This window comes from Mycobacteroides saopaulense, from assembly GCF_001456355.1.
Lineage (GTDB): Bacteria > Actinomycetota > Actinomycetes > Mycobacteriales > Mycobacteriaceae > Mycobacterium > Mycobacterium saopaulense.
This window is the reverse complement of sequence record NZ_CP010271.1, coordinates 3,403,200-3,426,067: the sequence shown is the minus strand read 5'-3', so window position 1 is coordinate 3,426,067 and position 22,868 is coordinate 3,403,200. Positions and strand designations below refer to the sequence as shown.

20 protein-coding genes are annotated in these 22,868 nt (G+C 66.3%); 7 read left to right on the top strand and 13 right to left on the bottom strand.

From position 1 onward, the window contains the following. Window positions 1-6: 6 nt before the first annotated feature. From MYCSP_RS17150 to MYCSP_RS17135, 4 genes are read right to left on the bottom strand one after another with little or no spacing between them, the layout of a single operon-like run. Window positions 7-348: a YbaB/EbfC family nucleoid-associated protein gene (locus MYCSP_RS17150; protein WP_005056134.1), complete on the bottom strand. Its 342-nt coding sequence runs from the start codon at window positions 346-348 to the stop codon at window positions 7-9. Then, window positions 348-701 (bottom strand): hypothetical protein, encoded by a 354-nt coding sequence (locus tag MYCSP_RS17145; RefSeq protein ID WP_184119658.1) that lies wholly within the window; start codon window positions 699-701, stop codon window positions 348-350. Before MYCSP_RS17145 ends, MYCSP_RS17150 begins: the two co-directional genes overlap by 1 nt. Continuing rightward, window positions 676-2,022, bottom strand: coding sequence for a C40 family peptidase (locus tag MYCSP_RS17140; RefSeq protein WP_083016284.1), 1,347 nt, complete (start codon window positions 2,020-2,022; stop codon window positions 676-678). The genes MYCSP_RS17145 and MYCSP_RS17140 overlap by 26 nt, the downstream gene beginning before the upstream one ends. A 2-nt stretch (window positions 2,023-2,024) precedes the next feature. Then, window positions 2,025-2,351, bottom strand: a complete 327-nt coding sequence (locus MYCSP_RS17135; RefSeq protein WP_083016281.1) for a hypothetical protein — start codon at window positions 2,349-2,351, stop codon at window positions 2,025-2,027. Between the two features lie 280 nt (window positions 2,352-2,631). Here MYCSP_RS17135 and upp point away from each other — a divergent pair, with 280 nt between their 5' ends. Then, the gene (gene upp / locus MYCSP_RS17130) at window positions 2,632-3,273 is read left to right on the top strand and encodes a uracil phosphoribosyltransferase (RefSeq protein WP_083016277.1); all 642 of its coding nucleotides are present in this window, start codon (window positions 2,632-2,634) and stop codon (window positions 3,271-3,273) included. 9 nt (window positions 3,274-3,282) lie between these two features. On the opposite strand, the gene MYCSP_RS17125 is transcribed toward upp, so the two are convergent. Beyond that, window positions 3,283-4,905 carry a phospho-sugar mutase gene (locus tag MYCSP_RS17125; protein WP_083016273.1) on the bottom strand — a complete coding sequence of 541 codons (1,623 nt, stop codon included), beginning with the start codon at window positions 4,903-4,905 and terminating at the stop codon, window positions 3,283-3,285. Next, window positions 4,902-5,783 (bottom strand): purine-nucleoside phosphorylase, encoded by an 882-nt coding sequence (locus tag MYCSP_RS17120; protein WP_083016270.1) that lies wholly within the window; start codon window positions 5,781-5,783, stop codon window positions 4,902-4,904. The genes MYCSP_RS17125 and MYCSP_RS17120 overlap by 4 nt, the downstream gene beginning before the upstream one ends. Window positions 5,784-5,786: 3 nt before the next feature. Between MYCSP_RS17120 and MYCSP_RS17115 the strand changes: the two genes are divergently transcribed. Together MYCSP_RS17115 and MYCSP_RS17110 are read left to right on the top strand one after the other, a co-directional pair. After that, entirely contained in the window at window positions 5,787-6,992 is a 1,206-nt protein-coding gene (locus MYCSP_RS17115) for a M20 family metallopeptidase (RefSeq protein ID WP_083016267.1), read from the top strand. After that, window positions 6,989-8,161, top strand: a complete 1,173-nt coding sequence (locus tag MYCSP_RS17110; RefSeq protein ID WP_070909508.1) for a M20 family metallopeptidase — start codon at window positions 6,989-6,991, stop codon at window positions 8,159-8,161. Before MYCSP_RS17115 ends, MYCSP_RS17110 begins: the two co-directional genes overlap by 4 nt. A 77-nt stretch (window positions 8,162-8,238) precedes the next feature. Here the strand turns inward: MYCSP_RS17110 and MYCSP_RS17105 are convergent, their stop codons facing one another. Beyond that, window positions 8,239-8,715, bottom strand: a complete 477-nt coding sequence (locus tag MYCSP_RS17105) for a gamma-glutamylcyclotransferase (RefSeq protein WP_070909509.1) — start codon at window positions 8,713-8,715, stop codon at window positions 8,239-8,241. A 104-nt stretch (window positions 8,716-8,819) separates the two neighbouring features. On the opposite strand from MYCSP_RS17105, the gene MYCSP_RS17100 reads away from it, so the two are divergent. The 3 genes from MYCSP_RS17100 to MYCSP_RS17090 all read left to right on the top strand — a co-directional run bounded on the left by MYCSP_RS17100 (window position 8,820) and on the right by MYCSP_RS17090 (window position 13,025). Next, on the top strand, window positions 8,820-10,235 hold the full coding sequence (locus tag MYCSP_RS17100; RefSeq protein WP_083016263.1) for an NAD(P)H-quinone dehydrogenase: 1,416 nt from the start codon (window positions 8,820-8,822) through the stop codon (window positions 10,233-10,235). A gap of 116 nt (window positions 10,236-10,351) precedes the next feature. Then, entirely contained in the window at window positions 10,352-12,121 is a 1,770-nt protein-coding gene (locus MYCSP_RS17095; protein WP_083016260.1) for a glycerol-3-phosphate dehydrogenase/oxidase, read from the top strand. Between the two features lie 10 nt (window positions 12,122-12,131). Next, entirely contained in the window at window positions 12,132-13,025 is an 894-nt protein-coding gene (locus tag MYCSP_RS17090; protein WP_162266253.1) for a pseudouridine synthase, read from the top strand. Window positions 13,026-13,032: 7 nt separating this feature from the next. Here MYCSP_RS17090 and MYCSP_RS17085 read toward each other — a convergent pair whose 3' ends face one another. From MYCSP_RS17085 to hglS, 6 genes are all read right to left on the bottom strand, one after another. Continuing rightward, window positions 13,033-13,635 carry a pyridoxamine 5'-phosphate oxidase family protein gene (locus MYCSP_RS17085; RefSeq protein ID WP_088414473.1) on the bottom strand — a complete coding sequence of 201 codons (603 nt, stop codon included), beginning with the start codon at window positions 13,633-13,635 and terminating at the stop codon, window positions 13,033-13,035. After that, window positions 13,632-14,021 carry a VOC family protein gene (locus tag MYCSP_RS17080; protein WP_268873092.1) on the bottom strand — a complete coding sequence of 130 codons (390 nt, stop codon included), beginning with the start codon at window positions 14,019-14,021 and terminating at the stop codon, window positions 13,632-13,634. Before MYCSP_RS17080 ends, MYCSP_RS17085 begins: the two co-directional genes overlap by 4 nt. Continuing rightward, a complete protein-coding gene (locus MYCSP_RS17075) occupies window positions 14,018-18,565 on the bottom strand; it encodes an ATP-dependent helicase (RefSeq protein WP_088414471.1) in 4,548 nt (1,515 codons plus the stop codon). The genes MYCSP_RS17080 and MYCSP_RS17075 overlap by 4 nt, the downstream gene beginning before the upstream one ends. Before the next feature lie 36 nt (window positions 18,566-18,601). Further along, a complete protein-coding gene (locus MYCSP_RS17070; RefSeq protein WP_070909516.1) occupies window positions 18,602-19,282 on the bottom strand; it encodes a TetR/AcrR family transcriptional regulator in 681 nt (226 codons plus the stop codon). A 70-nt stretch (window positions 19,283-19,352) separates the two neighbouring features. Next, entirely contained in the window at window positions 19,353-20,915 is a 1,563-nt protein-coding gene (amaB, locus tag MYCSP_RS17065; RefSeq protein WP_088414469.1) for an L-piperidine-6-carboxylate dehydrogenase, read from the bottom strand. Further along, a complete protein-coding gene (gene hglS, locus MYCSP_RS17060; RefSeq protein ID WP_088414467.1) occupies window positions 20,912-22,219 on the bottom strand; it encodes a 2-oxoadipate dioxygenase/decarboxylase in 1,308 nt (435 codons plus the stop codon). Before hglS ends, amaB begins: the two co-directional genes overlap by 4 nt. Window positions 22,220-22,297: 78 nt before the next feature. Between hglS and MYCSP_RS17055 the strand changes: the two genes are divergently transcribed. Continuing rightward, on the top strand, window positions 22,298-22,774 hold the full coding sequence (locus tag MYCSP_RS17055) for an Lrp/AsnC family transcriptional regulator (RefSeq protein ID WP_070910044.1): 477 nt from the start codon (window positions 22,298-22,300) through the stop codon (window positions 22,772-22,774). Window positions 22,775-22,868: the final 94 nt, after the last annotated feature.

Genomic DNA, 22,868 nt, shown 5'->3' with positions numbered 1-22,868 from the left:
AATGGGTTACGGCTGCGGATTCTTCAAATCCACCAGGAGTTGCGCCAGCACGCGTTCACGGTGATCGAATGCCTGACCCGCGGCCGCGGCTGCGGTGGCCACCACGATCTGCCCGACGATCTTCGGCGACAGCTTGGTGACCGAATCGTCCAGTCGCAGGTTGGTCAGCGCACCATTGCCGTTGGCTTCCGCCTCGACATGCCCCTGCGCCGAACGAGCCCATCCGCGAAGGCCTTTCAACTCCTCGACGGCGCTGTTCAGAATGTGGCCCCCGGCACGGGCCCGCGTCATGGTCTCTTGGTACTGCTGTTCGAGTGCCCGGAAGAAGGTGAGGTCAGGCTCGGTCATCAGGATCTCCGTTCCATCTGCTCTTCGGACTGCCGCAGCTCGATGTCGGCGACTTGGGCGGGCGTCGCCAGACCGATCTTGTCGAGGAGGTAGTCGGGGATGCCGCTTTCGGCAAGCTCCTCGCGCCGTGCTGCGCCGCAGCGCGCAGCACCGAGTTCGCACAGGTTCTTGATCTCCTGTGCCAGTGCCGACGCGCCGCGACTGAGCATGTCGGGTTCGATGTGAACCTCAAGCGGCAGCCCGAATTCTGAAACCTTGACCCGCAGCGTGCGAGCACGATTGGTCATATCGATGCTCGCACGCGGCTCGGGCCGCGGCACTCCTGAACTAGGAAGTGGGTCGGTAGAATCCATGGAATCCCTGCCCGGCGTTGGTGGTGCGGATCGGGGAGATCTGCACCGGATCACCGGCCTCGACCATCATGCCGTTGCCGATCACCATGGCGACGTGGCCATCCCACACCGCAAGGTCACCTGGCATGACAGATCCTTGGTCCACCTTGATGCCCACGCCCTGCTCCTGCGCGAGGCGGGGGATGTCGACGCCGGACTCGCCATAGGCCCACTGGGTCAAGCCACTGCAGTCCAGACCGACACCGGGCTTGGTGCCACCCCACTCGTAGGGCACACCGACCTGGCTGAGCGCCTTGCGCACGGCTTCCGCCGCGGCGGCGTTCGGGGCCTGGCTGGTGCTGCCATCCGGGAGGAACAGCTGCGCGCCCTTGCCCATGCTGCGTGGGTCAAGCAGCATCTTGGCAGCACTGGCGTTGGAGCTGCCCAGTCCGGAGGAGGTGCCGCCCGCGGTGCTGGAGGCGTGTCCGCTACCCGCACCGAACGGGTTGGCCAGCGCACCGGCAGCGATGCCGCTCATGCCCGAGCCACCCGCCAGCGCACTGGCAGAACCGCTGCCGCCACCGCTGAGCAGGCCGGTCAGGGCCTGGGGGATCTGGCCGAGGCCCTGACCCATGGAGCTCATGGTCTGGGTGACACCGCTCGCGACACCGGACATCGCCTGAGTGCCGGCCTGGAGGCCGCCCTGCATGGCCGACATCGCGGGCTGGACACTCCCGGAGGCGGGGGTGGACGGGTTGCCCATGTCGGCACCCGCCATGCCGGTGAGTTCGCCGGCTTGTCCGGCCAGTTCTCCTTCAAGCTGCGCGGTGTGCTCGGCGACTCGCGCTGTGCAGCGGCTGGCGGCTTCCGCCAGCTCCGCGGCAACACCCGGAACCCAGAGCAACGGTGTCAACGCCTCGGACGTGTGTTGGAACTCCTGGAGGGCTTCACCGATCAGGGCGCTGGCCCGCGAGGTGGACTCGGATGCCTGTCCGACATTGGCGCCCATGGCGCCGCTGCGGGTGGCCATGCTGCTGAGCGCCTGTCCGGCCATGCCGGCGAACTGTCCCAGAGCCTGGGCCGCTGCACCGGCGAAGGTGCCGATGAGTTGGCTTCCCGCCTGCATGCCCTGCTGCATGACCTGCTGCATCACCTGCATGCCACCCTCCAGCATCTTGCTGGGGTCCTGGCCCTCTTTGAACTGGCCGTTACCGACGGTGCCTGCCATGTCCATGGCCGGCCCGATCAGCCCCGCGGAGAACGGGTTGTTCTCGAAGCTCGGGTAGTTCGTATTGACAGCCTCGGACAAACGGCTGGGCGAGATTGGGCTTGTCTCAACCATGGTTACGCCTCGATTCCCTCGACGGTGGCGCTGATGTTCTTGCCGATGTTGTCGTCATCGTCGTCGTAGCCCTTGCTCGCCACATTGGTGGTGACACCGGACTCGGTGACGCTCATGGCGAGCTGACCGACGTCCATCCCTTGCTTGGCGGAGGTCGCGGCGAATGCGCCGAGGTAGTGCGCGCCAATCGGACCGAAGATCGGCGCCAGTGCGGCGACCGGAAAAATGCTGACTGCGGTGCCCACGGCGGCGAGCGTTCCGCCCATCCCCAGCTGAGCTCCGCCAACGCCACGCAGAATGTCTGTGTCGGCTGCTAATCCGTCTGCCATGTCCCCTCCATCTCTTCGGTGGTCGGCTACTCACCCGGTTTCGGGCAGTTTCTGCCTTGTAATTGGATACGACGGGGGTAGTCGCGATTCGGTTCCATCTTTCTCAAATTTTTTGAAAGATTTTTTGGCAACGTGGCCACCCCGTCGTATTACCTGTTCAGCATAGCTGGATCGGCTTTGCCAGGAACGGTACCGATGCACAACGCCCTGTCACGAAGAGAGTGACGCCCGTCACACCTGGGAACGTGGGGATTCGTGCTTGCTGCCTTAGGGTTTCTTCATGCATGTGGACGTAGTCGAGCACCCGCTTGCCGCGGCCCGGTTGACCACTCTGCGTGATGCCGGCACCGATAACGCGGCTTTCCGCGCTGCGCTGCGGGATCTGACGCTGATGCTCGTCTACGAGGCGACTCGGTCGGCTCCGGTGGAGTCGTCGGTGGTGCGCACCCCGGTCGCCGAGACGGCGGGTTTCCGCTTGGCCAGCCCTCCGTTGCTGGTTCCGGTTCTTCGGGCGGGGCTGGGCATGGTGGATCAGGCGCACGCACTCATCCCCGAGGCGCGGGTCGGATTCGTGGGAATGGCTCGCGACGAAGAGACGTGGCAACCCACTCCTTACCTGGAGTCCCTGCCGGCCGACCTGTCCACGCAGCCGGTGTTCGTCCTGGATCCGATGCTTGCCACCGGGGGTTCGATGGTTTACACGCTCGATCTGTTGCGTGCGCGGGGAGCTGTCGACATCACCATTTTGTGTGTGGTCGCGGCGCCGCAGGGGGTTGCGGCGGTTCAGGAGTGTTCCGCGCGGTACGGCCGGACGGCGTCGGTGCGTCTGTTTACGGCCACGATCGACGAGGGCCTCAACGAGGACGCCTACATCGTGCCCGGTCTGGGCGATGCGGGCGACCGCCAATTCGGTCCCAGGTAACTCTGCCCACTAAATATTGTGGGCGTATGCCTCCAACTCGGAGACCACCACGCCCGCCCAGATCCGTGCGACAGTGGCGTCGGTGATCACGGGTTCGCGAACCTCGATGTAGCACTTGACCTTCGGCTCAGTTCCCGACGGGCGGATGACCAGCCGGATGGACGATCCGCCGATCTCACCGGACAGAATCACCGCATCGGTGCGCTGTTGACCGCGCTGCTGCAGTAGATCTTCTGCAGTGACCGGGAATCCCGACAACGCCGCGGGCAGGTTCTGGCGTAGGCGAGTCATCATCGCCGCGATCTCGTCGACTGATTCCGTGCGCCGAGACACCTGCGAGGTCACGTGGATCCCATGCCGGATCGCCAGATTCTCGAGTTTTTCCTCCACGGTGGTGCCGAGCTCGCGCAGGTGCGTCACCAGGTCGCAGGCGAGTATCGCCGCGGAGATACCGTCCTTGTCGCGTACGGCCGCCGGGTCCACGCAATGCCCGATGGCTTCCTCGTATGCATAGACGAGGTCGAAATCTGCTGCCCGGACCAGCCATTTGAACCCTGTGAGGGTCTCCACATGCCGGGCGCCGAGCGAGGCCGCGATGCGTGCCAGCATGCGGGAGGAGACCACCGTGCTGGCCACCACCGGCGGCGTGGATGAAGGTGGCTGTGTAGAGAGGATGTAATCGCCCAACAGCCAACCGGTTTCGTCGCCGGATAGCATGCGCCAGCCGGTCGTGGTGGGGACGCCGATGGCACACCGGTCCGCATCCGGATCGAGCGCGATGGCCAGATCCGCGTCGACCTCGGCCGCCCGGGCCAACACCGCATCGGAGGCTCCCGGCTCTTCCGGATTGGGAAACGCGACGGTGGGGAAGTCCGGATCGGGTTGGAATTGATCCTCGACCACGTGGATGTCGGTGATACCCGCTGCGTTGAGGGCGGCCAGCGCGGTGGCTCCGCCGACTCCGTGCAGCGCGGTGAGAGCCACACGCAGACCTCCGGAGCCGCGGCGCACGGTTGCGGCACGTTGGATGTAGGCATCGACCAGCGAGTCATCGGCGGGGGTCACGGGAGTTCGGGGAATCTGGTCGGCGAAAGGCACTGCGGTTGTTGTTGATTCGATATCGCGATCGGTGGGTGAGATGATCTGCGCGCCGCCCGACCAGTACACCTTGTATCCGTTGTCGGCGGGCGGGTTGTGGGATGCGGTGATTTGTATGCCGGCCGCCGCATCGACATGTCGCACCGCGAAGGCCAGTACCGGCGTCGGTAATGGGCGAGGCAACAGGATGACCTTGAACCCTTCGGCCGCCAGGACTTCGGCCGCACCCTGCGCGAACTTCTCGGACCCGTGCCGGGCGTCGCGCCCCACCACCACGGTCGAGCCGCCCAGGCACCTGTCTTTGAGTACCTTGGCCACCGCACAGGTGGTGCGCAGCACCACGGCCAGGTTCATCCCGTTGGGGCCGCCCCGCACGGGGCCGCGCAGGCCGGCCGTGCCGAACACCAACGGTTCGGAGAAGCGCTGCGCTAGCTCCTCTTCGGAACAGGCGCGCAACTCCGCGGCGGTTTCGGGGTCCGGGTCGTGGTCGATCCAGTTCTGAATCGTCTGCGCCGCCAGGGAAGACTCAGTCATAACCGACCAATCACCGAGCTCAGAAGGTGGCCCATGCGGGTTGCCGACGCCCGTCCGGCGGCCAGCACCTCCTCATGGTTGAGGGATTCCCCAGTCATTCCGGCCGCGAGGTTGGTCACCAGGGACAGCCCCAGCACCTCGGCTCCGGCTGCGCGTGCCGCGATGGTTTCGTGCACCGTCGACATGCCCACGAGGTCCGCGCCCAGGATGCGCAGCATCCGGATCTCCGCGGGGGTCTCGTAATGCGGACCGGGCAGGCCCGCGTACACCCCCTCGGCGAGGTCGGCATCGATCTCGCGGGCCAGCGCTCGTAATCGCGGCGAGTACGCCTCGACGAGGTCGACGAACTGCGCGCCGACCAGCGGCGATCGGGCCGTCAGGTTGAGATGGTCGCCGATGAGCACCGGTTGGCCCACGACGTACTCCTCGCGCAGCCCCCCGGCGGCGTTGGTCAGGATGACCGTCCGCGCACCGGCGGCGCACGCCGTGCGCACGGGGTGGACGACGTGGCGCAGGTCGTGTCCCTCGTAGGCGTGGATCCTGCCCAGCAGCACCAGCATCCGGTCCGTGCTGGATCCGGCGATCGGCACAGACAGCACCGAACCGCCGTGTCCGGCCGCACTCGGTGGACTGAATCCCGGTAGCTCGGCCATCGGAATCGTGGAGGTGGGATCTCCGAGTTCCGCGGCGGCCGGGGCCCAGCCCGACCCGAGAACCACCGCGACACGGTGGGCCGCGACACCGGTGCGGGTCGCGATCTCCGCGGCCGCGAGAGCCGCTGCGTTGTCCGGAGCCAGAGGCTCATCGGTGTTGTCGCCTCTTCGCGTAAGCCGCTCATCGGTCACAGCTACGGAGCCTAGCCATGATGGGATACTCATCTAATGCCCTTGACCACCGGAGCGTCGTCCGCCGCGCATGCCGAGGCCGCCTGCGCTGTCGTCGATACCGCAGCGACGGATCTGGTGGCGTTGTCGCACGACATCCACGCCGAGCCCGAGCTGGCGTTCCACGAGGTTCGCAGTGCCCTGAAGACCCAGCGCCTGCTCGCCGAGCGTGGATTCGAGATCGTCACCGGTCAGGGCGGTATGGACACCGCATTTCGCGCCACCTACGGCGACGGACCGCTGGTCATCGGTGTTTGCGCCGAGTACGACGCGTTGCCCGGGATCGGCCACGCCTGCGGGCACAACATCATCGCGGCCTCCGCGGTGGGCACCGGGCTGGGGCTCGCCGAAGTCGCCGATGCCCTCGGACTCACCGTGGTGGTTATCGGTACGCCGGCCGAGGAGTACGGCGGCGGCAAGGCACTTCTCCTCAAGGCGGGCGCCTTCGACGACATCGCGACGGCGGTGATGCTGCACCCCGGGCCGATCGATATCGCCGGTGCCCGCTCGCTCGCGCTGACCGATGTGATGGTCACCTATCACGGCAAGGAGTCGCACGCCGCGGTCGCGCCGCACCTCGGAATCAACGCCGCCGACGCGGTCACCGTCGCCCAGGTATCGATCGGTCTGCTGCGTCAGCATCTTTCTCCCGGGCAGCTGATCCACGGCATCGTCACCGAAGGGGGAGAGGCGGCCAACATCATCCCGGGCCGGGCGGCGATGCAGTACACGATGCGCGCCGTCGAGTCGGCTTCCCTGCGCGCGCTGGAGGAGAAGGTGTATGCCTGCTTCGCCGCGGGCGCGTTGGCGACCGGATGCAGCCACGAACTCGTCGAGTCTTCGCCGCCCTACCTGGAGTTGACCCCGGATCCGTGGCTGGTGGAGGTCTTCCGCCAGGAGATGGAGTCCTTCGGCCGCACGCCGGTTCCCGCCGAGTTCGAGGCCTCGGTGCCCCTGGGCAGTACCGATATGGGCAATGTGACGCAGGTGCTGCCCGGCATCCACCCCGTTGTGGGCATCGACTCGGGCGGGGCGGTCATCCATCAGCCCGATTTCGAGAAGGCGGCCCGGGAACCGGGTGCCGACAAGGCAGTGGTTGAGGGAGCGAAGATGTTGGCGCGCACCGTGATACGGCTGGCCGAGGATGAGACGGAGCGATCCAGGGTGCTGGACCGGTTGGCGCGCAGGGCGGTGACGGTATGAGCGCATCGCTGTCCGCCGTAGCGCAGCAGTGGCTCGCGGAGAACACGGACTCGCTGGTGCAGTGGCGCCGTCACATCCACGCGCATCCCGAGTTGGCGCGCCAGGAGCACGCCACCACCGAGTACGTCGCCGCGCGGCTGGCCGAGGCCGGACTCAATCCGAAGGTGCTGCCCGGCGGCACCGGAGTCACCTGCGACTTCGGTCCCGAGGACGGGCCCCGGGTGGCGCTGCGCGCGGACATGGACGCCCTGCCGATGCAGGAACGCACCGGCGCGGCCTATTCCTCGACCGTGCCGAATGTCGCGCATGCCTGCGGGCACGACGCACACACCGCGATCCTGCTGGGTGCGGCGATGGCCCTGAATTCGGCGCCCTCTCTGCCCTCGGGCGTGCGGCTGATCTTTCAGCCCGCCGAGGAGGTCATGCCCGGCGGCGCCATCGACGTGGTGGCCACCGGGGCGATGGCCGGTGTTACGAGAATTTTTGCGCTGCACTGCGATCCGCGCCTGGAGGTGGGCAAGGTGGCGATCCGCGCCGGTGCGATCACCTCGGCCGCGGACACCGTCGAGGTCACGCTGCATTCCCCGGGTGGGCACACCTCGCGGCCGCATCTGACGGCCGACCTGGTGTACGGGCTCGGCACCATCATCACCGGTCTGCCGGGAGTGCTGAGCCGACGCATCGACCCGAGGGCGGGCACCGTCATGGTGTGGGGTGCCGTCAACGCGGGTCAGGCCGCCAACGCCATCCCGCAGATCGGTTCGCTGGCGGGCACGGTGCGCACCGGCAGCCGTGACGTGTGGATCACGCTGGAGGACACCGTGCGCGATGTGATCCAGGGGCTGCTGGCACCGTTGCGCATCGACTACACCCTCAACTATCGGCGCGGTGTTCCGCCGGTCATCAACGAGGCCGACTCGACGCACATCTTCGTGCGCGCGATTCAGGACATCGGGCTGGACGCACTCGCAGAGACCACGCAGTCCGGCGGTGGCGAGGATTTCTCCTGGTACCTGGAAGAGGTGCCAGGCGCGATGGCACGATTGGGTGTTTGGTCGGGATCGGGTCCCCAGCTCGATATCCACCAGCCCAACTTCGACATCGACGAACGGGCACTGGGTGTCGGGGTGCGGACGCTGGTCAATCTCGTCGAACAAAGCGCACTCTAGAACCCTTTTCCGCGATACGTCATGTCTGGAGTCGGCCACCCGGCCGATGCATCAGAAACCGGAGTGTCGGCGGAAAGTTATGCTGTTCCCGGACCTATGTTGCGCGAGGCCCGGGTGCGCAGGCCGTGTACGTAATCATCTGGTGCACCGGCAATTTCGGCTGCGTCCGCCATCACGCCGAGATACCGGGCAGACGGTAGGCCACCCTCGTACGCATTGACGACGTAGAGCCAGGCCAGCACCGGGTCGGTGGTGGTGTCGGAGGACTCGCGGTCGATCCGGCAGCGGATCTTGGTGTGGATGCCGAGCTCCGAACCCTCCCAGCGATCGAGATTCTTCTCGTCTGCTCCGGTCATGTCGTAGAGGACGACGAAAACCTTGGAGTGGGGGTCCTGCACGACGGTGGCCAGCGCACCCTCCCAGCCGATGTCCTCACCGCCGAAGGTCAGCCGCCAACCGTGTAACCAGCCGGTGCCAGCCATGGGAGAGTGCGGCGCGCGCTGCAACATCTGCTCGGGATGCATGTTGGAGCCATAGGCGGCGTAGAGCGGCACGGGGCAAGCCTAATGGTCCCGTGCTGTGGTTGACGGCAGGGATGGTGGCAAGTTCCCTTCACCATGGCAAGCCGCGGCGGGTCGGTACTTGTAGGTTTGATCCCGTGGCAACGCGCATCGTGATCATTGGTGGAGGACCAGCGGGATACGAAGCGGCGCTCGTGGCCGCCGCCCACGAGCGAAGCACCACCGAGGTCACGGTGATCGACTCGGACGGTATCGGCGGTGCCTGCGTGCTCTTCGACTGTGTGCCGTCCAAGACGTTCATCGCGTCCACCGGTGTGCGCACCGACCTGCGGCGCGCGCCCAACCTGGGCTTTGACATCGACGTGGAGCACGCCAAGATTTCGCTGCCGCAGATCCACAGCCGCGTCAAACGCCTTGCCTCCGAGCAGTCGGCCGACATCGCCGAACGTCTGCGCAGCGCCGGGGTGCGCTTGATCGCCGGACGTGCCGAGCTGGTCGATCACGTGGTCGGGATGGCATTTCACCGGGTCAAGGCAACGGCATCAGACGGGACGAGCACCATCCTGGAAGCCGATGTGGTGCTCATCGCCACCGGTGCCAGCCCGCGTGTGCTGCCCCACGCGCGCCCTGACGGCGAACGAATCCTCACCTGGCGCCAGCTCTATGACCTGGAGGAACTGCCCGAGCACCTGGTCGTGGTGGGGTCGGGTGTCACGGGTGCCGAGTTCGTCCACGCCTACACCGAGCTGGGCGTTCAGGTGACCGTGGTGGCCAGCCGGGATCGAGTGCTGCCGCACGAGGACGAGGATGCCGCCCTGGTCCTGGAGGACACGCTGGCCGAGCGCGGTGTGACGCTGGTCAAGAATGCCCGGGCCGATTCGGTCACCACAACGGACACGGGTGTGCGGGTTGCCATGGCCGACGGCCGGGTGGTCGAGGGCAGCCATGTGCTGATGACGGTCGGATCCGTTCCGAACACCTCGGGCCTGGGTCTGGAGCGGGTCGGCATCACCCTCGGCTCCGGCGGGTACCTGACCGTCGACCGGGTGTCGCGCACCTCGGTGGCCGGCATCTACGCCGCGGGCGACTGCACGGGCCTGCTGCCGCTGGCGTCGGTGGCGGCTATGCAGGGCCGCATCGCCATGTATCACGCGCTCGGCGACGCGGTGCGCCCCATCAAGCTGAAAACTGTTGCCGCGGCCGTCTTTACCCGTCCCGAGATCGCCGCGGTGGGCGTATCCCAGGCCGCCATCGACAATGGCGAGGTGCCGGCGCGGACGGTCACGCTGCCCCTGCAGACGAACCCGCGTGCCAAGATGTCCGGCCTCAAGCGCGGTTTCGTGAAGATCTTCTGCCGACCGGCCACCGGTGTGGTGATCGGCGGTGTCGTGGTCGCCTCGAATGCCTCCGAACTGATTCTGCCGATCGCCATCGCGGTACAGAACCTGCTCTCGGTGAACGATCTGGCGCAGACGCTGTCGGTCTACCCGTCCCTATCCGGTTCGGTGACTGAGGCGGCGCGCCAGTTGATTGCCCACGACGACCTGGACTGACCTTCGGCGATTTGCGCGATAGCGGCGTGCGTCACTGACGGGAGCGCTACTGGCCGGTAACGTGGCTCACTGGAAGGAACTCCGGGGCCCGGTAATGGGCGTGGAAGGGAGTAGTCGTGAGTGACGCAACCAGCCCGTCGGGATCGAGTGGACCTACGTACACGTTCCTTGGACCGCAGGCACGTTCGCTGAACTGGGAGCGCCTGGGATCCGAGCAGTTCGACGTCATCGTCATCGGCGGCGGGGTCGTCGGCGCCGGATCGGCCCTCGACGCGGCCACGCGCGGGCTCAAGGTCGCCCTGGTCGAGGCGCGTGACTTCGCATCGGGAACGTCGAGCCGCTCCTCGAAAATGTTCCACGGCGGCCTGCGCTATCTGGAACAGCTCGAGTTCGGTTTGGTTCAGGAAGCATTGCGTGAGCGGGAGTTGTCCCTGTCGACACTGGCGCCGCACCTGGTCAAGCCGTTGCCGTTCCTGTTCCCGCTGACCAACCGCTGGTGGGAGCGGCCATATGTGGCTGCCGGCATCTTCCTGTACGACCAGATGGGCGGTGCGAAATCCGTTCCCGCGCAAAAACACCTCACCCGTGCGGGTGCGCTGCGGCTGGCACCGGGACTTAAACGCAACTCACTCATCGGCGGCATCCGCTATTACGACACGGTGGTCGACGACGCTCGTCACACCATGAACGTGGCCCGTACTGCCGCACACTACGGCGCGGTGGTCCGGGCTTCCACACAGGTGGTCTCGCTGCTGCGTGAGGGCGATCGCGTCATCGGAGTGGTGGTGCGCGACACCGAGAACGGCGCCGAAACCGAAGTTCGCGGGCACGTCGTGGTCAATGCCACCGGAGTATGGACCGACGAGATCCAGGCATTGTCGCGTACGCGCGGCCGGTTCCGGGTGACCGCGTCCAAGGGCGTACATATCGTGGTGCCGCGGGACAGGATCGTCAGCGAGGTGGCGATCATCCTGCGCACCGAAAAATCGGTGCTGTTCGTGATCCCATGGGGCAACCATTGGATCATCGGGACCACCGACACCGAGTGGAACCTCGACCTGGCGCATCCAGCGGCCACCAAGGTGGACATCGACTACATCCTGGACAAGGTCAACACGGTGCTGGCAACGCCCTTGACGCACAACGACATCGACGGGGTGTATGCGGGCCTGCGCCCGCTGTTGGCCGGGGAGGACGACGACACCTCGAAGCTTTCCCGTGAGCACGCCGTGGCGGTGGCGGCGCCGGGTCTGGTGGCCATCGCGGGCGGCAAGTACACGACTTATCGTGTGATGGCGGCCGATGCCATCGATATGGCAAGCGAATTCGTTCCGGCGCGCGTGGCGCCCTCGATCACCGAGAAGGTGCCGCTGTTAGGCGCCGACGGGTACTTCGCGCTGATCAACCAGACCGAGCACGTGGGTGAGACTTATGGCCTACATCCGTACCGGGTGCGCCATCTGCTGGACCGGTACGGCTCACTGATCGGCGAGGTGCTTGCCTGTGCGGGCGCGGATCACAGCCTGCTGCAACCGATCGCCAAGGCGCCGATGTATTTGAAGGTGGAGGCGCTCTACGCCGTGGCAGCCGAGGGCGCGCTGCATCTGGAGGACATCCTCGCCCGACGCATGCGCATCGCCATCGAATACCCGCACCGCGGCGTGGACTGCGCGCAGGAGGTCGCCGAGTTGGTGGCCCCGGTGCTCGGCTGGTCCGCGGAAGACATTGTCCGCGAGGTGGATACCTACCGGGCCCGGGTCGATGCCGAGGTGCGTTCGCAGCGCCAGCCCGACGATGCCTCTGCGGATGCGTTGCGGGTGGCCGCGCCGGAAGCACGTTCGTTCATCGTCGAACCGGTGACCGACGTGCTGTCGCCGTCGAAGTAGGTCGCCGACGATGAGCCCGAGAAGACGGGCTCCCGATCCACCACTACCGGTGCGAGACGGCTTGGGCCCGGTGCGCATTCGGCTCCGGGGAGACGGACCCGTGCTGGACGAGCTGGTCTCCCGTTTCGGCTCCGCGGCCGCTGATCAGGTGAGTCGAGGCGATGTTGTCGACGCCATGGGGACCACCGTCACCGCCGATACCCGGTTGTCGGCAGGCTCGCTGGTGTACACGTATCGCGAACCGGCCGTGGAGGTTCCCGTCCCGTTCGCCATCGACGTATTGCACTGGGACGAGAACGTCCTGGTGGTCGATAAGCCGCATTTCCTATCCACGATGCCGCGGGGGCGCCATGTCACCGAGACGGCGCTGGTACGGCTGCGAAAGATGTTGGACCTGCCGGAGTTGGCGCCCGCGCATCGCCTCGATCGGCTCACTGCGGGGGTGTTGTTGTTCACGGTGCGCCGCGATGTGCGTTCGGCGTATCACGCGTTGTTCGCGCACCGCCAGGTGTCCAAGACTTATGAGGCGTTGGCCCCCGTCGATCCGGCCATCACGCTTCCGCTGACCTTGCGTAGCAGAATCGTCAAGCGACGCAGCATACTTCAGGCGTGCGAGGAGCCGGGGCCGGCGAACGCCGAGACTCATATCGAGCTGATCGACCAGCGGGAGACGGTGGGTAGATACCGGCTCATCCCGCACACGGGGCAGACACATCAGCTTCGGGTACACATGAACAGCCTGGGGGTCCCGATCATCAACGATCCGCTCTATCCGGCGGTGGTCGACGTGGCAGCGGACGACTTCACCCGTCCGCTGCAGCTGCTGGCGCGCTCGCTGGCCTTCCGTGACCCGTTGACCGGCAAGGATGTTCGGTACGAGTCGGTGCGCGTGCTGGGGCAGTAGCGCACTGTCAGCTGGGCCGCTGTTCGAGCTCGGTGACCCGCGCGCGTAGCCGCTCGATTTCGGCGGTCAGCTCGGCTTCCCTGGCGGCGGCCTTTTCCTGATAGGCCCTGCCGAGCTCGGTGAGGTACTGCTGGTCGTAGCGGGGAATGATGCTGCGCGAGCAGTTCCAGTCGAACGCCTCCACCGCCACTTCGATCTCCCGGCGTTCACCCTCATGCACCCTGCCGCGGCCAAACACCTTGAGACGCTGCTTGCGCGGATAGTCGACGAAGAACATCGCCAACCGATCGTCGGCCGCGAGGTTTCCCAGAGTCACGAATTGGTTGTTGCCGGGCAGATCGACGAATCGAAGGGTGTTGCCGCCGAGGTGGCCAACGAATCCCGCAGGGCCGCTGCGGTATTGCAGGTACGGCCATCCGGCCGGGGTCACGGTGCTCAGGCAGAACTGTGTCGCGTCGGCGATCATTCGTAACTCCCGCGCTCCCAGATCATCGGGGCCGTCGTCCGGGCGCTCCAGGTGTGTGCCGTAGGCAACGTAGCTGCCGTTGGCCCGTTGCCGCGCGATCGCCTCGGGGCCGAAGGCGAGGTAGTGATAGTGGTTGTTGCTCACGGGTATACCGCGATCTCGATGAGGTTCCCGTCGGGGTCACGGCAGTAATGCGAGGTCATCTCGCCCAGCGCGCCGAACTTGGTCACCGCCCCCTGCTCGATGTCCACCCCGCAGGCCGCGAGGTGCTCGCGAACCTCGGTCGGAGAAGCATCGGTGACGAAACACAGATCATCGGAGCCCGGTGCGACGGCGACGCCGGTGAACCATTCGTCCTGAGTCGCCGTGATGGGCCGCAGATTGATCTTTTGCCTGCCGAACGTCAGGGCGGTGCGGCCCGCGGGCCCGAAGGTTTCTCGCGCCATGCCGAGCACACGTTCGTACCAGGCGGCCATGGTCTCCACATCGGAGCAGTTGATCACGATGTGGTCGAACCGGATCACCTTCACTTGCGTACCCTCAGTCCTTTCGGTGTGCGCGCGAAACCGGCCTCCAGCAGGGCCGCGATCACGGCGGATTCCCCGATGTCGAAGACCGATCTGCCGTCGACCCGCTCGATCACCAGACCGTCGAGCGCGCCGTCGCGTACCAGCTCCATCGTGCCCAACGCGGCGGCATGCAGCACCGTGGGATCGGTCACGAAGCTCAGCAGCGACTTGCCGCCCCGCTCGATGTAGAGCGTCAGATCGCCGTCGACAAGCACAGCGAGGGCCCCTGCCTTCCTCCCAGGCCGGTGGCCGGAGTCAGAGACCGTCTTCGGCCACACCAACGCCGCCCCGTAGGGGTTGGCTGGATCTGTCGCCGCCAACACCGTCGCCCGATACGGCTTGCGTCCGTCGTCGACGGTGTCGAGGTACTCACGCAGCCTGTCGACGGTCGTGGGTGAGGCGAACTGGGCGCCGCCCAGCGATTCGACGAAATAGCCGCGGCGGCAGCGTCCGTTGTCCTCGAACGTCGAGAGCACCTTGTACAGCCAGGCGAAGCCGCCCGCGACTCCCTCGGCGACGACGCTGCCCTTGGTCACCACGCCGTACCTGCCGAGCAGCAGCTCGGCCTGCATGTGCGAGCGCTCGGTACCGTCTGCGAGCCTTTCGGGCAGCATCGACCAGCGGCCGGCGACCGCGGGGTCCACGGGCGCTGCGGTGGGGATCGGGGTGTAGGCACGCAATCTGGGTGCTCGCCGGTTCCGGTGCGCGGTGCGCGATTTGATGCTGGTACCCAGCAGCGCCCGGACCGGAGCGAAGGTGTCGCCCGTCACCAGCCCGGCCCACACCAGGTCCCAGAGCGCTGCCATGGTGGCGCCCTCCCCGAACTGGCGGAAGAAGTACCCTCCGCCAGCGGCAAGACCGTCCAGGATCGCGCGATGCGCCTCATCGAGCACGACGGGATCGGCGGCTGCGAGCGTGGCCGGTGCAACCCCACTCGGGTGCAAGGCGATCCAGCCATCCTGTGCGGTGATCGAGCCGTGTCCCGACCACACCGTCTCCCCGGAGGCCAGCAGTTCGTCGAGCATCTGCGGTGAGTAGTCGCGAACGCGCCGGGCCAGGATCAGCGGCTCCCATGCGGACGCGGGTATCGGGACGCCGGCGAGTTGGTCGATGACCGTGGCGACACCGTCGACCCCGCGCAGGCTCGAATCGAGGTACTGCCAGTCGGGCAGGAATCGCGCGAAGGCGGATGTGCTGACGGGCTCCACCTGCGCGCGCAGTGCCGCCAGGGATCGTCTGCGCAGAATGCGGAGGACCTCGGCGTCGCACCACTGTTCGGAATCTGTTGCATCAGAGGTGAACTCACCGCGTATCAGCTGGCCGCGCGCAGCCATCGCGGAGAGCGTGTCGGCGGCAACGCGGACGCCGATGCCGAAGCGTTCGGCGGCCTGGCCGGTGGTGAACGGGCCGTGCGTTCTGGCGTATCGGCCCAGCAGCTCCCCGAGCGGATCGGCCGTCATGTCGGTGAAGGCCGCGGGCACACCCGGCGGTACCGGGACCCCGAGTGCGTCACGTAGTCGTGCCACGTCCTCGACGGCGGCCCACCAGGTGCGTTGCCCGTAGTGGGTCTGGACCACTCTGCGCGCGGCGACAAGCTCGTTGAGCCAGACGGTGCCGACGCCGCTGCAGCGCGCGGTGATTTCTTCGGCGGTAAGCGGGCCGAGGAGCCGGAACAGATCGGCGAGGCCTTCCGAGTCGCGCGCCCTGCGCTCGTCGGCCAGATGCTGCAGTTGTCGTTCGGTCGCCTCGATGACCGCCGGGTCGAGTAGTTCTCGCAGTTCCACCCGGCCCATGAGCTCGGCGAGCAGTCCGGTGTCCAGCGAGAGGGCGGCGGCGCGCCGCTCCGCCAGCGGGCGGTCCTCGTCGTACATGAAACCGCCGATATAGCTGAACAATTGGGCGGCCGCGAACGGGGAGGGTGCATCGGTCTGCACCTCCACGATCCGGATCTGGCGCTGCTCGATGCCGGACATCAACCGCACCAGGGTTCCGATGTCGTAGACGTCCTGCAGGCATTCGCGTAGTGCCTCCAGGACTATCGGGAAGTCGGAGTGCTTACGTGCGACATCCAGCAGTTGTGCGGCACGCTGGCGCTGCTGCCACAGCGGCGAGCGTCGGCCGGGGGTTCGGCGCGGTAAGAGCAGGGCCCGCGCCGCGCATTCGCGGAACCGCGCCGCGAACAACGCGGAGCCGCCGACCTCCCGCGTCACGATTGTCTCGATCTCTGCGGCATCGAAGACGAAAAGACCTGCTCCGGGTGGGCTGTCGTCGGTATCGGGGAGCCGCACCACGATGCCGTCGTCGGTGGCGGTGGGGGACTCGCTGACACCGTAGCGCTGCTGAAGCCGGTCGGCGACGGCGAGCGCCAGCGGGCCGTTGACCCGCAGCCCATAGGGTGAATGCAGCACGATGCGCCAGTCACCGAGCTCGTCGCGGAATCTCTCGACAATCAGCGTGGTGTCGGTAGGCACGGCGCCCGTCGACTGCAGCTGGTCGGTGAGCAGCGCACGCAGGTTCCCCATGGCGTATTCGTCGAACCCCGTAGCGGTGCAGAGCTTCTCGAACTCGGCTTCTCGTGCGGCCGCCAGTTCTCCGGTCAGGTGTCCCAATGCCATGCCGAGTTCTGCTGGTCGACCCACTGAATCGCCGCGCCAGAAGGGCAGCCGACCCGGTTGGCCGAAGGCGGGGACCACGACCACCCGTTCGTGGGTGATCTCGGTGATACGCCAACTGGTGGCGCCCAACGAGATCACGTCGCCGGGCCGCGACTCGTAGACCATCTCCTCGTCGAGTTCGCCCACCCGGGAAGGCTTCTCTCCCTCGGCCCCGGCGTACATGTAGACCGTGAACAGGCCGCGGTCCGGAATCGCGCCCCCGGACGTCACGGCCAGCCGTTGTGCTCCGGGGCGTCCCGTGAGCGTTCCCTCGTCTCTGTCGTATACGACGCGCGGACGCAGCTCCGCGAAATCGGTGGAAGGGTACTTGCCGCTGAGCAAGTCGAGCACCGCGTCAAATGCACTGCGCGGCAGGGACGTGAAGGGAGCGCTGCGCCTGACCACGTCGAACCATTTCTCGACGTCCAGAGGGTCCAGCGCGCAGGCGGCCACCGTGTGCTGGGCGAGGATGTCCAGCGGATTGGCGGGTACCCGGAGGGTCTCGATGTCTCCTCGAAGCATGCGCCGCACCGTGACGGCGCAGCCCAACAGATCGGTGCGATGTTTGGGAAACAGCACACCCCGGGACACCTCGCCGACCTGGTGCCCGGCGCGGCCGATGCGTTGCAATCCGCTGGCCACCGACGGCGGTGCCTCCACCTGGACCACCAGATCCACAGCCCCCATATCGATTCCGAGCTCCAGGCTGCTGGTGGCCACCACGCATTTGAGACGTCCGGTCTTCAGATCGTCCTCGATGTCGGCGCGTTGCTCCTTGCTGACCGAGCCGTGATGTGCCCGGGCGAGGAGCGGTTCCGCACCGTAGGTCTGTCCGCTGCCCATGATGTGTGCCGGTGGTCCGCCGGGTACCCCCGGATTGGATGTGGGGGTGAGGTCCACACCCAGGCGTTCGGCGTGAATTTCGTTGAACCGTGCGGTGAGCCGCTCGGCGAGGCGGCGGGAGTTGGCGAAGACGATGCTGGATCGATGTGTCTCGATGAGGTCGACGATGCGTTGTTCGACATGGGGCCAGATGGTGTTGGTACCGGCGTTCGTCGCCTCGGGGTCTGGATAGGTGTCGGGGGCACTCATGTCCGAGACAGGCACCACCACCGACAGGTCGAAAGTCTTGGGGCTGGCCGGGGCGACGACCGTGGCAGGGGCGCGGCCGCCCAGAAATCGGGCCACCTCGGCTGCGGGCTTGACCGTCGCCGACAGACCGATTCGCTGTGCGGGCCGGGAAAGCCGCTCATCCAGCCGCTCCAGTGACAGCGCCAGATGTGCACCGCGTTTGGTACCGGCCACCGCGTGCACTTCATCGACGATGACCGTCCGCACCGTGTCCAGGGTTTCGCGCGCGGCAGAGGTCAGCATCAGGAACAGTGATTCGGGGGTGGTGATGAGAATGTCCGGTGGAGACGAGATCAACGCGCGGCGCCGCTGCGCGGGGGTATCGCCCGAGCGCACGCCGATCGTGATGGAAGGTTCGGGTAGGCCCATCCGCGTCGTGGTCCGGGCGATCCCGGCCAGGGGAGCGCGTAGGTTCCGCTCGACGTCGACCGCGAGGGCCTTGAGAGGCGAGACATACAGGATCTGGGTTCCGTGCCGGGCCGAAGCTGCACGGCCGGCGACATTCAGCTCGGGCTCGGCGCCGACCAGGGTGTCGATGGCCCACAGAAATGCCGCGAGGGTCTTACCTGAGCCTGTGGGCGCGACGACAAGTGTGTTGTCGCCGTTGGCGATGGACTGCCACGCGCCGGACTGGGCCTGTGTGGGTGCCGGGAACGATTCGGTGAACCATTCCCGCGTGGGTGCCGAGAACCGGGCGAGTGGACCGGGCTCGCTGCTCATCGGGCCATCGTGCCAACAAGGACCGACATCGGGGATTTAGTCGGCGCCCATGAGATCGACCACCGCTTGCGGGATGTTCGATACGCGGCGTACCGCGTCGATCATGGCGTGCGCGGAGGTGTCGGCGAGCCAATCGACGTCCAGGTCGGGATTGAGTGCGCGCTGCCGGGCCAATTCCTGGTTGAAAGCCAGCCAGGCGCGGATGACCACCTTCAGATCAGTCACCAGGGCCGGAGTCATCTCGTCGCCCGCGACATGATCGACGACGGCCATGATGCGGTCGGTCTGTTTGTCGTATTCCTGCTGCTCGATCGCCATGACAGTGGGGTCGGCCGAATCGATCATCCGGAAGACCGTCACCGGTGCGAACGGGTGGTCCTCCTGGTAGTGCAGGTATACCAGGAGGGTGCGCCGAAGCCGCTCGAAGCCCGAGAGCGTCTGGTCCATATCAAGCGAGATCGTGGCGTCGTAGAGCCTGTCGTACTCGGCCTGCATAACCGCGGTGTAGAAGGAGCGCTTGTCGGGGAAGTAGCGGTACAGCAGCGCCCGCGAGACGCCGGCCTGCTCAGCTACCTCATCCATGCGCACGTCGTCATAGTGACGTTCGCCGAACAACTGAGTCCCGAACTCCAAGAGCTCGGCTCGCCGATCTTCGGGCGTGAGCCGACGACGAGGCGACGAGCCGTTCGGGCGAACTGCATCGGAGTCGTCGGTCATCCTGCCAATTTTACTAGCCGGCCCGGAATCACTTGGCGAGATCGGTTAGCCCGATCGATCAGCCCGTCGATCAGCCGAAGTGAACACCTTGGGCCAAGGGCAGTTCCGTCGAGTAGTTGACGGTGTTGGTGGCGCGTCGCATGTAGGCCTTCCACGAGTCGGAGCCCGACTCGCGACCACCGCCTGTTTCCTTCTCGCCACCGAACGCTCCACCGATCTCGGCTCCCGAGGTACCGATGTTCACGTTCGCGATTCCGCAATCGGACCCGTCGGCGGCCAGGAAGCGCTCGGCCTCGCGCATGTCCAGCGTGAAGATGGCCGAGGAAAGGCCCTGGGGAACCGCGTTGTTCAGTGCGATCGCCTCATCGAGGGCGTCGTAGTCGAGCACGTACAGGATGGGAGCGAAGGTTTCGCGGTGCACCACATCGCCTTGCGTGGGCATCCGCACCACGGCCGGGGTCACATAGAAAGATCCGTCACCCAGTTCGCGGCGTTCGCCGCCGATGACGGTCCCGCCTTGCGCGCGGCCGGCTTCCAGTGCGTCCTGCATGTCGCGGAACGATTTCTCGTTGATCAGCGGGCCCACCAACGTGCGTCCGTCGAAGGGATCGCCCACCGGCAGCTGGCCATAGGCATTGACGATTCGTTCGACCAGCGTGTCGGCGATGGTGTGGTGAACGATCAACCGCCGCAGGGTGGTACAGCGCTGGCCCGCGGTACCCGCGGCAGAGAACACGATGCCCCGTACCGCCAGATCCACGTCGGCGGAGGGGGTCACGATCACCGCGTTGTTGCCGCCCAATTCAAGCAGCGACCGGCCGAACCGGGCGGCCACCCGCGGGCCCACCTGCTGGCCCATCCGTACCGATCCGGTCGCACTCACCAGCGCGATACGCGGATCGTCGACGAGTTGTTCGCCAACCTCGCGGCCACCCTGGATCAATCGGCTGACCTCCGGCGGCGCCCCCACGTCGGCGGCCGCGCGATCCAGAAGTGCCTGGCAGGCAACGGCAGTCAGCGGCGTGAGCTCGGAGGGCTTCCACACCACGGTGTCGCCGCAGACAAGGGCGATCGCGGTGTTCCACGACCACACGGCAACCGGGAAGTTGAATGCCGAGATGACTCCGACCACGCCGAGGGGATGCCAGGACTCCATGAGGCGATGCCCCGCACGCTCGGAGGCCATGGTCTTGCCGTACAACTGCCGGGACAAGCCGACCGCGAACTGACAGATGTCGATCATCTCCTGCACCTCGCCGAGGGCCTCGGAGACGATCTTTCCGGCCTCGATGGTCACCAGTTCGGCCAGATCCTTCTTGTGCTCCGTCAGCAGCTCTCCGAGACGGGCCACCAGCGCTCCACGCACAGGTGCCGGGGTGGTACGCCATTGCGAAAATGCTTGGGCGGCTTCAGTGATTGCTTTGTCAACCTCCTCCTTCGAGCTCGCTCGGAGCGTGAAGAGGGCGTCGCCGGTAATCGGCGTGCGGACCGTGACGCCTTCACCTCCGGTCGCAGGCACCGCGTCGAGCTCCACATCCGCGCCGATCCAGCGCAGTGCGTTCTGCGCTCGTGTGCGCAACTCGTCGGCCGAGGGCAGAACACCGGGAGAGGAGGTGGGCAGGGTGGTGGTCATCGATCGGCTCCTATCGTGAGGTCAGATTGTGCGGCGATGGCGGCATAGAGCGAATACGGATCATGTATGTCCCGGCCGATGGCGCCGGACATCCATTCCTTCGAATAGTCGGCGGCGCAATCGTCGGCGCCGTCGCCGTACGAACCGTCGTCGTCGAGGTTGGACCGGAAGATCCCGGCGGCAGAACGGGGCAGGAAGTCCTCGTATACGACGGGCCTGGTCACGATCTCGCCGCGCGGACCGAGCTCGGTACGGAAGTAGGCCAGATCCTGCTCGGCCAGTCCGGCTTCGGTATCGGGAAAGTGGTCAGCCCAAATGGACGCTGCCTGCTGTGGATCTGCCTGGGCGCCGTCGATGGCGGCCATCGCGTTGTCGTAGCGGGTACGGCCCGCGGGGGTGAGCGCTATGCCTCGCGCTTCGACCTCACCGAATCGGACCCGCAGCGTGTCACTGAGCACAGAACCATCACTCGTCCGGAAGCGGCGTGGCTCGGCCAACGCCCGGAATGAGGTCTGCCGCAGAAGAACATCGGGACCATGCCACCGGGGCGGGCCCTGGATCGCATCGATCATGGTGATGCCGCGTGCCGTCATCCGCCGGTAGAGGTCGTCGATGTCGAGTACGCGTGGGGTGAGGTGGTTGATGTGTGTGCGGGCCACACCGGCGATATCGGCGGCGACGGGCGAAACCGCGGAAAGTTCGTCATACCAAGCACGGTCGATGGGCGTGGTGGACAGCGCGAAGGCGTTGACCGCCTCGTTGATGAAGTGATCGGCCTGTGCCGGGGTGGAGCCGCCTGCGGCGCTGATCAGTCGCGCGTGCGCCAGCAGGGCCGGGTCGAAAAGCTCTCGCTGCGCCACGAAGTTCTCCACACGCGTGCGCAAGCCTGCGTCGAAGAACCGGCGATCGCCGGTCGCCAACATCGACGTGAATACTCGGAATGGGTTGAGCGCCAGCTCTTCCTCGTCGATAGGGCGGAACGCGGTGGACACCACGGGCACGGGGGACGCCGCATCACGAAGATCGTAGAAATCGACGGGATACATCCCGAATGCCTCGAACAGGTCGGCGACGGCGGCGAGTTCTCGCGGTCCGCCCACCCGGATCGCGCCGTGGCGTTCGGCGGTCACCCGCTGGACTGATCCGAGCCGTTCGGCATCCGGATGTGTTGTGGCGTAAGTCTGGTTCACCTCGGTACTGACATCGACCAAGGTGTTGTATGCGGGAACCTCCGTCCCATACATGCGTGAGAGTGCTGCTGCGAAACGCGCTCGGAGTTCCCAGCACTGGATGAGGGCGGTCATCGGATTCGTCCGGGAGTTGACGTGATCGGCCTGCGCAAGTCCGTTCCCTGTCGTGCCTGGTCGCGGTACTCTGCCCCCGTGACTGTGGATTCCGAAAGGTCGCCGGAGCGCCCGCTCGATGATGTCGATCGAATTCTGGTGCGCGAGTTGGCTCGCGATGGCCGGGCGACTCTCGCCCATTTGGCTGCCAAGGCCGGTTTGTCGATCTCGGCGGTGCAGACCCGCGTGCGGCGGCTGGAATCTCGCGGAGTTCTCGCCGGATACGCGGCGAGGGTCAATCCAGAGTCGGTAGGCCAGCTGTTGTCGGCGTTCGTGGCCATCACCCCTCTCGATCCTTCTCAACCCGACGATGCTCCGGCGCGGCTCGAGCACATCGATGCCATCGAGTCGTGCTACTCGGTGGCAGGCGAGGAGAGCTACATCCTCCTGGTGCGGGTGCCCTCGCCGCGTGCGCTCGAAGAGCTGCTGCAGCTGATCCGCACCACAGCCAACGTTCGCACGCGAAGCACCATCATCTTACAAACTTTTTACGACGGTCGCCAGCTCGTTCCGTAAATATTCTTGTCTTGATGTAGAGAAGTCGTAAATACTGCGTTAGTGTGGCCGTATGACCGCACTAATCTTTCCGGGGTTCCAGGCTGGCTCCACG

What these genes read in the sequence shown, in the direction of transcription:
- upp (WP_083016277.1), top strand. Translation starts at nt 2,632, where the DNA reads ATGCATGTGGACGTAGTCGAGCACCCGCTTGCCGCGGCCCGGTTGACC.
- MYCSP_RS17150 (WP_005056134.1), bottom strand. Translation starts at nt 348, where the DNA reads ATGACCGAGCCTGACCTCACCTTCTTCCGGGCACTCGAACAGCAGTAC.
- MYCSP_RS17115 (WP_083016267.1), top strand. Translation starts at nt 5,787, where the DNA reads ATGCCCTTGACCACCGGAGCGTCGTCCGCCGCGCATGCCGAGGCCGCC.
- MYCSP_RS17070 (WP_070909516.1), bottom strand. Translation starts at nt 19,282, where the DNA reads ATGACCGACGACTCCGATGCAGTTCGCCCGAACGGCTCGTCGCCTCGT.
- MYCSP_RS17120 (WP_083016270.1), bottom strand. Translation starts at nt 5,783, where the DNA reads ATGAGTATCCCATCATGGCTAGGCTCCGTAGCTGTGACCGATGAGCGG.
- hglS (WP_088414467.1), bottom strand. Translation starts at nt 22,219, where the DNA reads ATGACCGCCCTCATCCAGTGCTGGGAACTCCGAGCGCGTTTCGCAGCA.
- MYCSP_RS17075 (WP_088414471.1), bottom strand. Translation starts at nt 18,565, where the DNA reads ATGAGCAGCGAGCCCGGTCCACTCGCCCGGTTCTCGGCACCCACGCGG.
- MYCSP_RS17090 (WP_162266253.1), top strand. Translation starts at nt 12,132, where the DNA reads ATGAGCCCGAGAAGACGGGCTCCCGATCCACCACTACCGGTGCGAGAC.
- MYCSP_RS17125 (WP_083016273.1), bottom strand. Translation starts at nt 4,905, where the DNA reads ATGACTGAGTCTTCCCTGGCGGCGCAGACGATTCAGAACTGGATCGAC.
- amaB (WP_088414469.1), bottom strand. Translation starts at nt 20,915, where the DNA reads ATGACCACCACCCTGCCCACCTCCTCTCCCGGTGTTCTGCCCTCGGCC.
- MYCSP_RS17140 (WP_083016284.1), bottom strand. Translation starts at nt 2,022, where the DNA reads ATGGTTGAGACAAGCCCAATCTCGCCCAGCCGTTTGTCCGAGGCTGTC.
- MYCSP_RS17110 (WP_070909508.1), top strand. Translation starts at nt 6,989, where the DNA reads ATGAGCGCATCGCTGTCCGCCGTAGCGCAGCAGTGGCTCGCGGAGAAC.
- MYCSP_RS17135 (WP_083016281.1), bottom strand. Translation starts at nt 2,351, where the DNA reads ATGGCAGACGGATTAGCAGCCGACACAGACATTCTGCGTGGCGTTGGC.
- MYCSP_RS17145 (WP_184119658.1), bottom strand. Translation starts at nt 701, where the DNA reads ATGGATTCTACCGACCCACTTCCTAGTTCAGGAGTGCCGCGGCCCGAG.